Genomic DNA, 15937 nt, shown 5'->3' with positions numbered 1-15937 from the left:
GCCATGGCCGCCCTCACCGCCACCGCCCCCGCCCGTCCGCGCAAGCTCCTGGCCTCGCGCAAGACCCGCGTCGGCATCCTCTACGCGCTGCCCGTCGTCGTCTACCTGCTGGTGCTGTTCGTCTACCCGATCTTCAGCACGCTCTTCCTCAGCCTGCAGGACGCCGGCGGATCGCTCACCCTGCACTGGTACGTCGAGGCGCTGACCGGGGTCAACCTCGCGGTGCTGTTCACCACGCTGCGGATCTCCGCGGAGACGGCGCTGTTCAGCCTCGTCTTCGGCTTCGTCCTGGCCAACGCGATCACCCGGCTCAAGCCCCTGTGGGCCGGACTGGCGATGCTGGTCGTCGTCGTCCCGCACTTCATCAGCGCCCTGGTACGCACCTACGGCTGGATCATCATGCTCGGCGACAAGGGCCTGGTGAACGAGACCCTGGGCAACCTGTGGATACCGGGGGCGCCGTATCAGCTGCTCTACAACGAACTCGGTGTGGTCATCGGCACCACCTCCATGATGCTGCCCTACACCGTGCTGCTGCTGTACGGCGTGATGCGCGGTGTGGACCGGCGGCTCCTCGCGGCCGCCTCCAGCATGGGCGCGGGACGCGTGACGATCTTCCGCCGGGTCTACCTGCCGCTGGTCGCCCCCGGCCTGGCCAGTGCCGGACTGCTCAGCTTCATCCTCTCCCTGGGCTACTACATCACCCCCGCCCTGATGGGCGGACCCAACCAGACGATGATCGCCACCCTCATCAACCAGCAGGTGACGAAGGACAACCAGTGGAACGGGGCGGCCGCTCAGGGCGTCATCCTGCTGCTGCTCACCTTCGCCGGACTGCTGCTGGTCAAGCTCATCAGCTCCCTGGGCGCCAGCCGTAAGAAGAGGAGCGCGTCATGATGGAGCTGCGCAGCACCCTCCTGGGACGGATCGTCCTGACCGCCGTCGCCACCGTGATCCTGCTGTTCCTGGCGCTGCCGATCGTCGTCATCCTCGTCACCTCCTTCAGCAACAACGCCTTCGCGGATTTCCCGCCCGAAGTGTGGACACTGAACTGGTACAAGGCACTGTTCGCCGACGGCAGCAAATGGCCGGCCGCGCTCTCCCTGAGCGCCCTGATCGCCTCCCTGAGCACCGTGTTCTCACTGATCATCGGTGTCACCGCGGCAACCGCCCTCACCCGAAGCGAACTCCCGCTGCGCTCGGCGGTCTTCGCCCTGGTCCTCGGACCGCTGGTCATCCCGCAGATCGTCACCGCGCTGGGCCTGTTCCTGCTGTTCGAGCCCGCCGCGATGCTGGGCAGCCCCATCGCCATCGCCCTGGGCCACACCGTCCTGGCCTCGCCGATCGCGGTACTGATCCTGATCGCGACCCTGCGCGGGATCGACGAACGCCTGGAGGACGCCGCCGCCAGCATGGGCGCCGGCCGCCTGACCATCGCCCGGCGGATCACCTTCCCCCTCGCCGCCCCCGGAATGATCGCCGCGGCGATCTTCTCCTTCATCACCAGCTTCGACGAGTTCTACATCTCCCAGTTCCTCTCCTCCGTCGACACCGTCACCCTGCCCGTGCAGGTCTACAACTCCCTCACCTTCGAGATCGACCCCAGCGTCACCGCGGTCAGCGCCATCCTCATCGCCATCGCGATCCTCGCCCTCGCCCTGGTGGCCCTGGTGCGCTGGCTCGGCTCCGGACGACAGGACTCCCTCCTCTCGGTCGAGAACACGGCAGGCATCGCCAACCCCGGAGGCGAGGCCGTATGACCACCGCCACCGCTCAGCGGCACCTGCTGCTCCACATGACCCCCAACGGCTCGTTCGGCCCGGACGGCGAGGACCTCCTGGTCGTCCGGCGGGGGGAGGGCCCGTACGTCGAGGACGCCGACGGCAGGCGCTACATCGACGGCCTGTCGGGGCTGTACTGCTGCCAGCTCGGCTACTCCTACGGCCCCGAGTTCGCCGAGGCGGCGGACAAGCAACTGCGCGAGCTGTGCTACAGCCCGCTGTGGACCGGCTCCGCGCACCCGACGGCGATCGAACTCGCCGAGCGGCTGTCCCGGATCGCCCCCGTCGGCATCGAGCACACCTTCTTCTCCGGCGGCGGCGCCGAAGCCGTCGAGACCGCCTGGAAGATCGCCCGCCGGTACCACGCCCTGCGGGGCGAAGCGGACCGCACCAAGGCCATCGCCCGGCGCGGCGCCTACCACGGCCTGACCATCGGGGCCCTGTCCCTCACCGACGACCCCGGCCTGACGGACCCGTACGGTCCGCCCGCGATCGACACCCGGTTCGTGTCGAACACCAGCCGCTTCGGCCTCGCACCGGAGTTCGCCGACGACACCGCTTTCACCGCGCACCTGCTGGCCGAGCTGGAGGCCGAGATCCTGGCCGAGGGCCCGGAGACGATCGCCATGCTGATCGCCGAGCCGGTGCAGAACCGCGGCGGCTGCATCACCCCGCCTCAGGGCTACTGGCAGGGGTTGCGGGCGCTGGCCGACCGGTACGGCTTCCTGCTCGTCGCCGACGAGGTGATCACCGCCTTCGGCCGCGTCGGCGAGTGGTTCGGCGGTGACCTCTACGGCGCCCGCCCGGACATGGTCACCGTCGCCAAGGGCATCACCGCCGGATACGCCCCGATGGGCGCCACCTTGGTGAGCACCAAGGTCACCGAGGTCATCAACCGGCCCGGCGCGGTCCTCAACCACGGCTACACCTTCGCCGGGCACCCGCTGAGCGCGGCCATCGCCCTGCGCAACCTGGAGATCATGGAGCGGGACCGGATCCTGGACAACGTCCGCGGCCTCCAGGACGACCTGGCGCAACGCATGGCGGCCCTCACGGACCTGCCGATCGTCGGCGATGTCCGCGGCACCGGGTTCTTCTACTCCTGCGAACTCGTCGGCGACCTCGACGGCGGCGGTTTCAGCGACCGCGTCCGGGCCGATCTGATCGCCGGCCTGATCCCGCGTCGGCTGCGTGAAGCCGGCCTGCTGGCCCGTGTCTACAACCGTTCCGCGCCGCTGGTCCAGATCGCGCCCCCGCTGATCAGCGACCGCGCTCTGCTCGACCGTATCGCCGCGATCGTCGCCGGCACCCTCGCCGAGGCGTCCGCCCGCATCTGATCCACGTATTGGGAAGGAACCACATGTACTCCATCGGTCCGCTGACCGTCGCCCCCGGCGAGCGCGCCCAAGGCCTCATCCCGGTCGGCACCAGCACCTACGGAGTGGAGCTCGGCATTCCGCTGATCGTCGTCAACGGCGTGCAGGACGGCCCGGTCCTGTGTGTGGACGCGGGCGTACACGGCGACGAGTACGACGGCCAGGAGGCCGTCCGGCGCGTGCTCGCCGAGATCGACCCGGCCACCCTGCGCGGCACCGTCGTCGGCATCCCCTGCCTGAACACCCCCGCCTTCGAGGCAGCCGCCCGCGCCAGCGGCATCGACCACCTCAACCTCAACCGCATCTTCCCCGGTGACGCGGAGGGCTCGTATTCCCAGCGGCTGGCCGCCACCTTCGTCGAGCAGGTCGTGCCGGCCGTCGACGCCCTGGTCGACCTGCACACCGGTGGCGCCTACGGCGAGATCGCCCCGCTGGTCATCCTCCAGGGCGGCTACGAGGACCTGGCCACCGACCTGGCGCTGGCGGCCGGTCACGAGCTGGTCTGGAAGGGCGGCAAGTGGGGCGGCACGATCCGCCACCCCGCTCTCGCGGCGGGCAAGCCCGCCATCACCATCGAGGTCGGCGGCGGCACCTACCGTGAGACCAACGTCGAGACGCACATGAACTCGATCCGCAACGTCCTGCGCAGCCTCGGCATGATCGACGGCGAGGCGGAGCTGCGGGACACCTACACCACCGTCTCCGGCACCTTCGCCCGCTCCGCCTCCGGCGGCTTCTTCGTCGCTCGCGCCGAGCCGGGGGAGAACTGCAAGGAAGGCGACCTGATCGCCACCATCGTCGACCACTACGGCAACACGCTGGAGGAGGTCCTTGCCCCGCAGGACGGCATCGTGCTCTGGGTCCGCCGGATCCGTACGGTGCGTCCCGGCGACGAGGTCGTCATCTTCGGTGAGGTACTGGGGGAGATCCGGCCATGACCGGCGAACTGCAGCTGACCGAGCTGCTCATCGACGGCAAGCAGGTCCCCGCCGCCGACGGCCGCTCCTTCACGGTCCTCGACCCCTCCGACGGGACGGCCATCGCCCAGGTGGCGCTGGCCGGCGAGGCGGACGTAAACCAGGCGGTGGCTGCCGCACGGGCGGCGTTCACCTCTCCCGAGTGGGCCGGGATGCGCGCCGCTGACCGGGGCCAGATCCTCTACCGGATCGCGGAGGCCATCCGCTACCAGGGTGAACGGCTGGCGCGTCTGGAGAGCCAGGACGTCGGCAAGCCGCTCCGCCAGGCGAAGGCCGATGTCGAAGCGGCAGCCCGGTACTTCGAGTTCTACGCGGGCGTCGCCGACAAGCTCGGCGGCACCACGATCCCCCTCGGGCCCGGCCTCATCGACTACACCGTCCGCGAGCCGATCGGTGTCTCCGGCCAGATCATCCCTTTCAACTACCCGCTGCAGAACACCGCGCGGGGCTCCGCCCCCGCGCTGGCGGCAGGCTGCACGGTGGTGCTCAAGCCCTCCCCGGAGGCGCCCCTCACCCCGCTGGAGATCGCCCGGATCGCCCTGGAGTGCGGCCTCCCGCCGGGCGTCCTGAACGTCGTCCCCGGCGACGGCGAGACCGGCGCGGCCCTCGCCGGGCACCCGGACATCAACCAGGTCACCTTCACCGGCTCGGTGCCGACCGGCATCAAGGTCGCCCAGGCCGCCGCGGCCAACGTGGTCCCCTCGGTCACGGAGCTGGGCGGCAAGTCCCCGGTCGTCGTCTTCGCCGACGCCGACTTCGACCTGGCCCTCGGTGCCGTCGCCGCCTCGGCTTTCGGTAACGCCGGCCAGACCTGCTCGGCCGGCACCCGGCTACTGCTCCAGCGCGGCGCCGAGGAGTTCCTCGACAAGCTTGTCGCCCACGCCGCCGCACTGCGCGTCGGCCCGGGTCTCACCGACCCGGACATCGGCCCGCTGGTTGCCGCCCGGCAGCGCGACCGGGTGCTGGGCTACCTGGACCTGGCCCGCGAGGAGGGCGCCGTGGCACGGGCCGGCGGCCGAGCGCCGTCCGACCCGGCCCTGGCCGACGGCTACTACGTCGAGCCGACCGTCCTGACCGGCCTGACCAACGACGCCCGCTGCGCCCGCGAGGAGATCTTCGGCCCCGTCGTCACCGTCATCGAGTTCGACGACGCCGACGAGGCCCTGGACATCGCCAACGACAGCCCGTACGGCCTCGCCTCGTATGTCTGGACCCGTGACATCGACAAGGCGATGCGGCTCGCCGAGGGCATCCGGGCCGGCCAGGTCTACGTCAACGCCACCGGTGTCGGCACCGGCGTGGAACTCCCCTTCGGCGGCTACAAGCACAGCGGCTGGGGCCGCGAGAAGGGCCTCGCAGCACTCGACAGCTACACGCAGACCAAGAACGTCTGCATCGGCTTCGGGAGCCGGTCATGAGATACCGCACGCTCGGTGAACGCGGCCCGGCCGTCTCCGTGGTGGGCGTCGGCGGCAACAACTTCGGCTCCCGCCTCGACGAGGACGGAACGAAGGCCGTCGTCCACGCGGCCCTCGACGCCGGGATCACCCTCTTCGACACCGCCGACATGTACGGCGGGTTCGGGGAGAGCGGCACCGGGCGCGGTGACGGTGAACGGCTCCTCGGCGCCGCCCTCAAGAGGCGCCGCGACGAGGTCGTGCTGGCCACCAAGTTCGGCATGGAGATGGGCGGGGACGCCGACCTGTACGGGCCGCGCGGAGCCCGCGCCTACCTCCGGTACGCGGTGGAGGCGTCGCTGCGCCGGCTCGTCACGGACCGGATCGACCTGTACCAGTACCACGAGCCGGACGGCGTCACCCCGCTGGAGGAGACGGTGGCCGCGCTCCGAGAGCTGGTCGACGAGGGCAAGATCCGGTACATCGGCTGCTCCAACCTCCCGGCCGAGGACCTCACCGACGCCTTCGTCTCCACCCAGGCCCGCTATCACCTGCTCGACCGCGGCGTGGAGCGGGACCTGATCCCGGCCTGCCTGCGCCACGGCGTCGGCCTGCTGCCGTACTACCCGCTGGCCAACGGCCTGCTCAGCGGCAAGTACCGGCGCGGCGAGCGGCCCCCGCCCGGCAGCCGGCTGTCCTGGCGGCAGGGCTGGCTCACCGACGCGGCCCTCGACAAGGCCGAGGCGCTCACCGCGTACGGCACCGAACGCGGCCTGACCTTGCTCCAGGTCGCGGTCGGCGGCCTGGCGGCCCTGCCCGCCGTCGGCTCCGTCATCTGCGGCGCCATGACCCCCGAGCAGGTCACCGCCAACGCGGCGGCGGCCGACTGGACCCCGAGCCCGGCCGACCTGGCCGCACTGGACGTGATCGTCGCCCCCGGCGAACGCGTCGTCTGAAGCCCCCACCCCACCCCCTGGAAATCCGGAAACCCGCGAGACTGAGGCGAACACCATGCGAGAGATCGTCACCTTCGACGCCTATGCGACCCTGATCAACTTCGAGCTCGCCCCCACGACCCTGAAGGTCCTCGAGGACCGGCTGGACCTGGACAACCTGGACGTCGACGAGTTCCTCGACGACTTCCGCGTCATGCGGTTCCAGGCCGTCCTGGAGGCCTACCGCCCGTACCACGAGATCCTGCACTCCAGCCTGCGCAACGCCATGCGCCTGCACGGCCTGGAGTACCGCGAGTCCGACGGCGACGCACTCGTCGAGGCCGTCCCCACCTTCGGTCCCTGGCCGGAGGTCCCGGACGCGCTGCGCCAGCTGAAGACGAAGTACGAGATCGCCATCATCTCCAACACCGACGACAACCTGATCGCGCGGAACGTGGAGAACATCGGCGTCGAGTTCGACTACGTCATCACCGCCCAGCAGGCCGGCGCCTACAAGCCCGACCGCCAGACCTTCGAGCACGCCTTCAAGACCATGGGCGTCGAGCCCTCCCAGGTCATCCACACCGCCCAGGGCTGGGAGTACGACCACATCCCGACCCGCGACCTCGGCCTGAAGCGCCGGGTGTGGATCAACCGGTACGGCCGCCTTGGCAGCGCCGACTACCAGCCGTACGACGAGCTGCCCGACCTGTCGGGCCTGCCGAAGCTGCTCGGCTGCTGACCGACGGCGCACCGGCGAAACAGACCGAGAACACAGAGGACGCACGCCATGAAGCAGATCCCCTACTGGCTGGACACAGCCCCCGCCCTGCCCGACCGTTCCGGAAAGGACCTGCCCGACGAGGCGGACGTGGTGGTGATCGGCGGCGGTCTCACCGGCCTGTCCACCGCCTACCACGCCGCCCGTAAGGGAGCCAGGGTCGTCCTGGTCGAGAAGGACAAGGTGGGCTCGGGCGCCTCCGGGCGCAACGGCAGCATGTGCACCCAGGGCATCACCATCAGCCCCGCCGAGGCGCGCAAGCGCTTCGGGCCGGAGCGGGCCCGTGAGCTGTACGACGCCTTCCGCGAGGCGGTCGACGTCGTCGAGGAGCTCACCCACACCGAGAACATCGACTGCGACTTCAACCGCTCCGGGCGCCTCGGCGCGGTCTGCAAGCCCCAGCACTTCGAGGGCCTGCGGGCCAAGCAGCGCGACCTGGCCGAGAACTTCGGCCACGAGATGGTCGTCCTGAGCAAGAGCGAACTGCGGGCCGAGCTCGGCACGGACTACTACCACGGCGCCCTGCTCGACCCGCTCAGCGCGGGCCTGCACGTGGGCAAGTTCGTCGGCGGCCTGGCAGACGCCGCCGAGCGTGCCGGCGCCGAGATACACGAGCGCAACGCGGCCACCGACCTCACCCGCCTGCCCGGCGGTGGCTTCCTGGTCGAGACCCTGCACGGCACCATCCGTGCCAAGCAGGTCATGGCGGCGACGGACGCCTACACCGACAAGTCGATGCCGTGGTTCCGGAAGCGGCTGATCAACGTCGGCAGCTTCATCATCGTCACCGAGCCGCTGGGGGAGGAGCGCGCCAAAGAGCTCATCCCCAATGGCCGCCTGCTGGTTGCCCACAAGAACGTCGGCCACTACGTCCGCCTCACCCCCGACAACCGCCTCGCCTTCGGCGGCCGGGCCCGCTTCGCCCCCTCCAACCCGGCCTCCGACATCAAGAGCGGAGACATCCTGAAGCGGGAGATGACCGAGATCTTCCCGCAGCTCGCCGGGGTGCGAATCGACTACGTGTGGGGTGGCATGGTCGGCTTCTCCTGGGACCGCATCCCGCACGCCGGTGAAGTCAACGGCCTGTACTACTCCATGGGTTACTGCGGCCACGGCGTCCAGATGGCCACCTACATGGGCCGGGCGGTCGCCGAGATGATGGACGGCAAGCCCGAGGCCAACCCGCTGCGCGGATTCGGCTTCCCGAAGGTCCCCGTCCCGTTCTACAACGGCACGCCCTGGTTCCTGCCGTTCGGCGGCGCCTACTACAAGGCGAAGGACAGACTGCTCTGAGCCGATGCCGATGCCGATGCCGATGCCGACGGCGTCGAAGCCGCGGGGACTTCCCAAGCAGTGGTCCTGGGACGTCCCCGCGGCTTTCCGGCCTCGCGGCCTGTTGCCGCACCTCACATACGTCCACGCCTGAACCGCATCGAAAGAGGGCCCGCTCCGCCATGACCGCCGTCACCCGCAGCGAACACGATCTGTTTGGCGACCTGGACGTTCCCGTCGACGCCTACGGGGGTTCACACCCTGCGCGCCACGGAGAACTTCCCCATCACCGGGACGCCGATCTCCGCCTGCCCGCACCTCATCGACGCCCTCGCCGCCGTCAAGGAGGCCGCCGCCCTCGCGAACAAGGAACTCGGCCTTGCTGGAGCCGGAGAAGGCCGCCGCGATCGTCGCGGCCTGCCGCGAGATCCGCGACGGCAACCTGCACGACCAGTTCGTCGTCGACGTCATCCAGGGCGGTGCCGGTACCTCGACCAACATGAACGCCAACGAGGTCGTCGCCAACCGGGCGTTGGAGCTGCTGGGGTTCGAGAAGGCCAGTACCAGCACCTGCACCCCAACGAGACGTCAACCTCGGGCAGTTGACCAATGACGTCTACCCGACCGCCGGTACGTGGACTGCTCAAGGCGACGGCTGTACTGCAGGACTCCTTCGCCCGCAAGGCGGTCGAGTTCCGCGATGTGCTCAAGATGGCCGTACACAGTTGCAGGACGCGGTGCCGATGACGCTCAGTCAAGAGTTCTCCGCATACGCCGTCATGATTGACGAGGACCGTAGCCGTCTTGCCGAGGCCGCCGAGTTGATCCATGAGATCAACCTGGGCGCCACGGCGATCGGCACCGGACTCAACGCCCCCGCCGGATACGCCGAGTCGGCCCGCCGCCACCTCGCCGAGATCACCGGCCTGCCGCTGGTCACGGCCGCGAACCTGGTCGAGGCCCCCAACACCGAGGCGCTGCGCGCCAGCGTGGAGAACTCCATCGGTCTGGTCACCGCCCTCAACCCGTACATCGGGTACAGGGCCGCCACCGACATTGCCAAGGAAGCCCTCGTGACCGGCCGAGGTGTGGCCGAACTCGTCCTGGAGAAGGGCCTGTTGCCAGCCGAGCGGCTCGCCGACCTGCTGCGCCCGGAGGCCGTCGCGGGCAACGGCCAGGTCCTGGTCTGACAGGGGCGGTGCGGCGGGGGACCGGCGCGGAGGTGAAGACAAGGCCGACCGCTGTGATGACATGGCGCCTGTGCGCGCCGCCCGAGGCACATGCGGGTGGTGTGCCGATGGGGAGCGCCGCCTTCATGCAGCCTGAGGGGGCAGGCGCCATGATTCCCGGTTCGCGCTCATGCTTCCTCACAGACGGCCGCCGGCAGAGGTCGCCAGGTCCAAGATCACCGCACTTCACCGGGTATCCACGAGAAGTTCAATTCCCGCGCCCCAAGGCAGGCCGATACTCTCGCCATGATCGATGCGAACAACCTGCGTTCTGCGGACGGCTTGGACGTGGGTGACGGACGGCCTCAACACAAGCTGCGGGACGTCCGGAGCGTCAGACCATTCGACAGGGAGAGAGCAATGACCGTTCTCGACGGAATCCTCGCGGGAGTTCGCGAAGACATGGAACAACGTAAGCGTGCGACGCCGTTGGCGGAGTTGCGCTCCCGGGCGGCAGACGCGGCACCCGCGCTTGACCCCCTGCCCGCTTTCCGCGCGCCTGGGGTGTCCATCATCGCCGAGGTGAAGCGAAAGAGCCCCAGCAAGGGCGCGCTGGCGGACATCCCCGACCCTGCGTCCCTCGCAGCCCAGTATGCGGCCGGCGGTGCCGCTGCGATCAGCGTGCTCACCGAGAGCAGGCGTTTCGGCGGCTCCCTCGCCGATCTGGACGCCGTACGTGCCCGGGTCGACGTGCCCGTCCTGCGCAAGGATTTCATCGTCGACTCCTATCAGCTGTGGGAAGCTCGCGCACACGGCGCCGATCTTGCGCTTCTCATGGTCGTGTCGCTGGACGACGGCCGGCTCACGGACTTGATGGGGCTGTGCAAAGAGTTGGGTCTCACGCCGCTCGTGGAGGCGCATACGGCCGACGAAGTGCGGCGCGCTGCCGCCGCAGGAGCTGAGCTCCTCGGAATCAACGCGCGAGACCTGACAACGCTGGACGTGGATCGCACCGTGTTCGCCGACCTCGTGACGGGCATCCCCGAAGGCACGGTCAGGGTCGCGGAATCAGGAGTGACGGGCCCAAAGGACGTCGCGGAGTACCGCGGTTGGGGAGCCGACGTGGTACTGGTCGGCGAGGCACTGGTCCGCTCGGGGGACCCGCGCAGCGCCGTGCGCGAGTTCATCGGGGCTGCCGGGGCGTGATGGCGTATGGCTCGGCCAGTGGCACGCCTGGAAAGTGGCCGAGCCTCTCACCGCCGAACCGGCTGAAAACGGCCCCGGCCTACACCGCAGCGGGAGCACGACCCCGCGCAAGTGGCCGCTGTTCGTAAGCAACTGGGCGTGGGCGAAGGGCCATTCATGGCGGTTCCTCTCCGCGCAGCACCTCGTCGAAGAGATCGACGGTGACGAGGTCGGCGAATCCCGGCACCGGGGTCGGGGCCAGTTCCTGGGCGGTGCCGAGCACGTCGAGCGTTCCGGCCGATGCCGCCGACCGCGTGGTCGGGGCCGCTGCCGTAGCTCTCGGGGAAGCCGGGTGGTGGGGGAGCGGCCAGCAGGTCGGTCACGGGGCGCCCGACGGCGTCCTCCGCCGTCCAGCCCAGCAGCAGCCGCCCGCTCTCGCTCCAGCCGCTCACCACGCCGTCCGGGCCCACCACAAGCGCGGCAGTGCGGACATCCTGCTTGTCGGCCATGTCCACGTGCTACGCCTCCGTCCGGACAGCTGTGCCCGTCAGGGCTGGTTTCCAGCCGCCAGCTTTCAGCCTAGGTGCGCTTCCGCTCCACGGCGCCCCGGCCGGTGCGTTCCTGACCGCCGGGTGCAGGGCTGAGCGGGGCCGGCGCCTGCGCGCCCCGCTCGACAACAAGCGCAGCACGTCCGGCGAAGGAGCTCCTGCCACACGCGGTAGGGGTGAGTAGGGGACGGCGTGTCAGCGTTCCCGGCACCGTCCCAGCACGGGAAGGAATCAGGGGACCAACCCGAAGAGTCGGGCCGCCGTGGGTGGGAACGCGTCACGGTCAAGGCTGACGCCCCGATCGTGCGTGCGCACAAGGGGCGGCGGACCGGTGTTCGCCAACCCCGGTCCGCCGCACGGCCTGGTCGACAGGGCCGCGTACCAGTTCTGCGTCTCGAACCCGAGTGCAGCATGCACGGCACAAGGTTGCCGACACACCGACAGCGCGAGCAACGCGTGGCGGGGAGTCGGTCCGGCTCTGCCGCGCATCGTCGGACTCGTTCGCCGTCGGCACGCCGGTATTCCTTCCTGTGCGCTCGGGCGCGGTGGCGGGAGTCGGCATTTTCGACCGTCGGGTCGAGCCGCACCGCATCAGGAGTCGGATGTCCCGTAGCCGGATCTGTGGTGCTCCTGGGCGGTCGGTGCCGTCACCAGCCTGTCGGCAGACCGGCGATGAACGAGGTGAGCCGGTCGGAGATGACTCGGTCGTCGTGGGCCGAGTAGTGCCAGTCGCAGCCGAGGAAGTCCAGGCCCGAGTCGTCGAGGAACCAGTGGCGGACCCGCCTGTCGCCGGCGTCGTTGCGCGTCTTGACCACCTGCTGGACATGGCCGGCGTACTGGCCGGCGCCTACCGCCACGATGGTCGTGTCGGCCCCGTAGCGCGTGCGCAGCTTCTGGATGAAGTCGCCGTAGGCGCTGCGGTAGGCGGCCGCGAGGCTGTCCGGCGTCCATGGCTCACCAGGGTTGATGGCGGTCGAGAAGTCGTTGGTGCCGAGGTTGACCACCACGACCCGGGGGCGCCAGGCGCCCCGGTTCTGCCAGACGTCACCGGACACGTTCAGCAGGGCACGATCGTAGAAGGTCCGGTACGTGACGTCCGACGAGCCTCCGTTGTAGTTGCGCACCATGCCAAGGCCCGAGTAGCCGTTGATCTGGTAGTCGGCGTTCAGCTGCCGGGCGGCGAGGGCGCCGTAGCTCACATCGGAGTTGGTGTTCCGCTTGACCTGGTCCCAGGTGCAGGTGCGAGAGGTCGAGAGGTTGCCGTAGCCCACCGTGAGGGAGTCGCCGATGAACTCGATCTGGCGATTGCGGGCGGCCGGTTTGCTCAGTACGGCACCGCCGGGCGCGGCGACGAAGCCTCCGAAGGTGCTGGTGTCCCCCGGGGTGTCGTTGCGCTTGACGAGCCGGACGGTGTGTGTGCTGTTCGACAGGCCGTTGATCCAGTGCGTGGTGTTGCCGGGCGTGACGAGTGTGGCGACGGTGGTTCCGTCGACCTGGACGTCGTAATCGGCGGCCGAGTCGTTGAGCACGATGCCCACGCCGGTGCCGCTGACGCGGCCCTCGAAGTACACGCCGGGCCAGCTGTACTGCACGGTGTTTCCGGCGTCCTTGACCCGCCCCGCGGTGTGCGCCTGTGCGAGCACTCCTGTCGCGCGGACCAGTTGCCACTGCTGGTTGGCCCTGCCCCAGTCGGTGAACTGCACGACCTTGGCGCCGTCCGCGGTGGAGGCGTTCTGGACCTCGACGGCCTTGCCGCTGTTGCGGTTGATCAGCCGGACGTGGCCGTCCGACGAGTCGGCCAGCCGGAACTGCTGGTTGGCGCCGCCCGCATCACCCCACTGCACGATCTCCGCGTGGTCGGCGGTGGAGTAGTTGTGGACGTCCAGCACCTTGCCCGAGTGCTGCGCCTTGAGCCGGTAGTAGCCGCCGCCCGAGTCGACGAACTGGAAGCGCTGGTTGGCGCCGCCATGGCGGGTCCACTGCGAGATGCCTGCTCCGTCGGCGGTGCTCGCGCCGGACACGTCGAGCGCCTTGCCGCTGCCACGGTTGACCAGCACGTACCAGCCGTTCGGATCCACCGTGGCCGCCTGCGCCGTCCCGGCGGCACCGATCCCGGCCAGGAGCGCTGCCAGTAAGGCGGTCACCGCGGCCAGCACCCCCGTACGCCTCCCGTGTCCCCACCACGACGCGCTGAATGTCATATGCATGCCATCTCTTTGCATTCGTGTCCCTTTCACTGAGTGTGGCCGCCTGCCCCGGACGCACGCTCCGAGGCGGCCCAGTCGCGTCGAAGTTCGCACCGTTGGCCGGCGATGCTGTTGCGGGTCCACTGCGAGAGGGTGCGTCATCAGCGATCGCGGCCGACCACGCGTCCGTCCCGAGGCGGCGATGGCGGCGCCCCCGGGGCACGCTCAGGCTCCGTAGGTCGCGATGTGATGCCGGTTCGCGTTGGTCCCGGCCTGGTACATGCCGCGCGGGTACCACTCGTTGTCGAAGGCGGGGACGCTGAAGGCACCCCAGTGGAAGTAGATCCCGAACTTCGCGTCCTGGAACCACTCCGGAGCCGGCGGGTGCTGGTCGACCGAGTTCCAGTCGGGCGTGTACGTGCTGGGCGCTGCCTCGGCGACACCGGCGCTGAACACACCTCCGGCAACGGCCGCCGTGGCCACGCAGGTTGCGGAGACCAGCAACTGGCGTCTGTTGATCGAGTTCGACATGGACACATCCCTGATGCGGAAGGGGACAGGAGGAATGCAGGGCCACGCATGAAGATCGGCCATGTCGCCATGGGATGTCAATCAGCGTGCAGGGATGAAAAACACCGTGTGGCCGAGATATTTGCCCTACTTGCCGCACTTTTTTATGCGTATTGTGCGCACTCAGACATGCCATGTCTGGCAGGCGCTTCATGGCTGGGTCCCACACTTGAGCGACCGAGATTGACGGGATGAATCTCGCCCCAAGGGCATCCTTGTCCATCCTTGAGCGCGCTCTGAACTGGGAATTCATGGCAGATCGAGCGAGGGGCCAGACAGCTCGCCAGTCAAACCCCATAAAGACATCCCATCAGTACTGCGCGGCGATACACCGATGTCGTCGAGGCGACACCTCTCCCACTACGGGACCGGCGCGAGGAAAAACCGATGAGACTGAGAACCGCCCTCTGTTCCACCGTCTCCACCCTGTCCGTACTGGCGCTGCTCAGTGCGTGCGGCAGCGGCTCCACCACCGCGGCGCCGGCGAGTGACACGCGCGCCGCGGGCCGTACGTTCGAGGCGATCCGGACCGACTTCGCCGATCCGGCCGCCGAACACAGCGACGAGGACTGGGACCAGTCGGCGCTGGACGACATCCTGCCCGCCGCGCGGGACCTGGGCAAGAGCGTGGTGGCGGTGGGCGTCTTCCACTCGGGACTGCTCGCGCGCGACCGGCCCGCCGAGGGCATGAAGTACGACTACCAGGACGCCCCGCCGGCTCTGGTCGCCCCGGCTCGGGCGATCGCCGAGGTCTGTGCGGCGCACGGGACCACTCTGCCCGCCGCCGCGATGGCCTTCCCGCACACGCATCCCAGTATCATCAACGTCACCCTCGGCATGCGGACTCCGGAACAGGTCGTACGAAACGTGGAACTCCATGATCAGCACGTCCCGGACGGCCTCTGGGACGATCTCCGCACTCAGGGGCTGATCGGGTCGGACATGCTCACGGGGCATAGTGGGGGGAGGGGGCGCGATGTCTCTGACGGACAAGGCCATTGAGCAGATCCGTGAGCTGATCCGGACCGGTGCCCTGCTGCCGGGCTCCAAGCTCCTACCGGAGCCGGACCTGGCCGCACAGCTGGGACTGTCCCGCAACCTCGCCCGGGAAGCGGTCAAGGCGTTGGCCGTCGCGCGGGTCCTGGAGGTCCGGCGGGGCGACGGCACGTATGTGACCAGCCTGCAGCCGAGCCTGCTCCTGGAGGGGCTCGGTGGTGCGGTGGAGCTGATGCAGGGCGACTCGGTCGCCCTGCAGGACCTCATGGAGGTACGGCGGCTCCTCGAACCGATCGCCACGGCCCTTGCCGCCACCCGAATCTCCGACGCCCAACTGGCCGAAGTGAAGCGGCACCTGGACGCCATGCGCGAGGCCCGCGACGACGTCGAACAGCTCAACGCCCACGACGCCGCCTTCCACCGCGTCGTCATCTCGGCCACGGGCAACGAGACCCTCCTCACCCTCCTGGAGGGCATCTCCGGCCGCACCCTGCGCGCCCGCATCTGGCGCGGTCTGGTCGACGACAAGGCCGCGGGCCGCACTCTCGCCGAGCACGAGGCGATCTTCAACGCGCTGTCCACCCGTGACGCCGCCCTCAGCCAGGCCGCCGCGCTGCTGCACGTGAGCAACACCGAGCAGTGGCTGAGGGAGCACCTGCGCTCCGGCGAACCCCTCCCCTTCGGGACGACAGCGCGGAAGTGACGGGCGGGCGCTGCCCGCCACGGTGCCAGGTCAAGCGGGGTCGGCCCCATCGGGGGTCGAC

11 protein-coding genes and 4 pseudogenes are annotated in these 15937 nt (G+C 69.4%); 12 read left to right on the top strand and 3 right to left on the bottom strand.

Going from position 1 to position 15937, the window contains the following annotated elements; all coding sequences use genetic code 11:
- Nucleotides 1–3: 3 nt before the first annotated feature.
- From ACIHCQ_RS27500 to trpC, 10 genes and pseudogenes are all read left to right on the top strand, one after another.
- Nucleotides 4–897, top strand: coding sequence for an ABC transporter permease (locus tag ACIHCQ_RS27500; RefSeq protein WP_399667677.1), 894 nt, complete (start codon nucleotides 4–6; stop codon nucleotides 895–897).
- On the top strand, nucleotides 894–1760 hold the full coding sequence (locus tag ACIHCQ_RS27495; protein WP_399667673.1) for an ABC transporter permease: 867 nt from the start codon (nucleotides 894–896) through the stop codon (nucleotides 1758–1760). The genes ACIHCQ_RS27500 and ACIHCQ_RS27495 overlap by 4 nt, the downstream gene beginning before the upstream one ends.
- Nucleotides 1757–3118: an aminotransferase class III-fold pyridoxal phosphate-dependent enzyme gene (locus ACIHCQ_RS27490; RefSeq protein WP_399667671.1), complete on the top strand. Its 1362-nt coding sequence runs from the start codon at nucleotides 1757–1759 to the stop codon at nucleotides 3116–3118. The genes ACIHCQ_RS27495 and ACIHCQ_RS27490 overlap by 4 nt, the downstream gene beginning before the upstream one ends.
- 23 nt (nucleotides 3119–3141) lie before the next feature.
- A complete protein-coding gene (locus ACIHCQ_RS27485) occupies nucleotides 3142–4095 on the top strand; it encodes a succinylglutamate desuccinylase/aspartoacylase family protein (RefSeq protein ID WP_399667668.1) in 954 nt (317 codons plus the stop codon).
- A complete protein-coding gene (locus tag ACIHCQ_RS27480) occupies nucleotides 4092–5552 on the top strand; it encodes an aldehyde dehydrogenase family protein (RefSeq protein ID WP_399667665.1) in 1461 nt (486 codons plus the stop codon). Before ACIHCQ_RS27485 ends, ACIHCQ_RS27480 begins: the two co-directional genes overlap by 4 nt.
- Complete coding sequence (locus ACIHCQ_RS27475) at nucleotides 5549–6487, top strand: aldo/keto reductase (RefSeq protein WP_399667662.1); 939 nt, start codon at nucleotides 5549–5551, stop codon at nucleotides 6485–6487. Before ACIHCQ_RS27480 ends, ACIHCQ_RS27475 begins: the two co-directional genes overlap by 4 nt.
- A 55-nt stretch (nucleotides 6488–6542) precedes the next feature.
- Nucleotides 6543–7208, top strand: a complete 666-nt coding sequence (locus tag ACIHCQ_RS27470; protein WP_399667659.1) for a haloacid dehalogenase type II — start codon at nucleotides 6543–6545, stop codon at nucleotides 7206–7208.
- 48 nt (nucleotides 7209–7256) lie between these two features.
- A complete protein-coding gene (locus ACIHCQ_RS27465) occupies nucleotides 7257–8540 on the top strand; it encodes an NAD(P)/FAD-dependent oxidoreductase (RefSeq protein WP_399667656.1) in 1284 nt (427 codons plus the stop codon).
- Between the two features lie 161 nt (nucleotides 8541–8701).
- A pseudogene (locus ACIHCQ_RS27460) lies at nucleotides 8702–9709 on the top strand (lyase family protein).
- A 399-nt stretch (nucleotides 9710–10108) separates the two neighbouring features.
- Nucleotides 10109–10894: an indole-3-glycerol phosphate synthase TrpC gene (gene trpC, locus ACIHCQ_RS27455; protein WP_399667653.1), complete on the top strand. Its 786-nt coding sequence runs from the start codon at nucleotides 10109–10111 to the stop codon at nucleotides 10892–10894.
- 401 nt (nucleotides 10895–11295) lie between these two features.
- Here trpC and ACIHCQ_RS27450 read toward each other — a convergent pair.
- The 3 genes and pseudogenes from ACIHCQ_RS27450 to ACIHCQ_RS27440 form a co-directional block, all read right to left on the bottom strand.
- A pseudogene (locus tag ACIHCQ_RS27450) lies at nucleotides 11296–11382 on the bottom strand (hypothetical protein); the annotation flags it as partial.
- A 686-nt stretch (nucleotides 11383–12068) separates the two neighbouring features.
- Nucleotides 12069–13622 carry an RICIN domain-containing protein gene (locus tag ACIHCQ_RS27445; protein ID WP_399667821.1) on the bottom strand — a complete coding sequence of 518 codons (1554 nt, stop codon included), beginning with the start codon at nucleotides 13620–13622 and terminating at the stop codon, nucleotides 12069–12071.
- Nucleotides 13623–13838: 216 nt separating this feature from the next.
- Nucleotides 13839–14138: pseudogene (locus ACIHCQ_RS27440) on the bottom strand (alpha-L-fucosidase); the annotation flags it as partial.
- 612 nt (nucleotides 14139–14750) lie between these two features.
- Here ACIHCQ_RS27440 and ACIHCQ_RS27435 point away from each other — a divergent pair.
- Nucleotides 14751–15179 (top strand): annotated as a pseudogene (locus tag ACIHCQ_RS27435) (aldo/keto reductase); the annotation flags it as partial.
- Complete coding sequence (locus ACIHCQ_RS27430; protein ID WP_399667650.1) at nucleotides 15154–15876, top strand: FadR/GntR family transcriptional regulator; 723 nt, start codon at nucleotides 15154–15156, stop codon at nucleotides 15874–15876. The pseudogene ACIHCQ_RS27435 and the gene ACIHCQ_RS27430, both read left to right, overlap by 26 nt.
- Nucleotides 15877–15937 lie beyond the last annotated feature (61 nt).

It is taken from the genome of Streptomyces sp. NPDC052236 (genome assembly GCF_044548015.1).
GTDB lineage: Bacteria > Actinomycetota > Actinomycetes > Streptomycetales > Streptomycetaceae > Streptomyces.
This window is presented reverse-complemented; position numbering and strand designations above follow the sequence as displayed.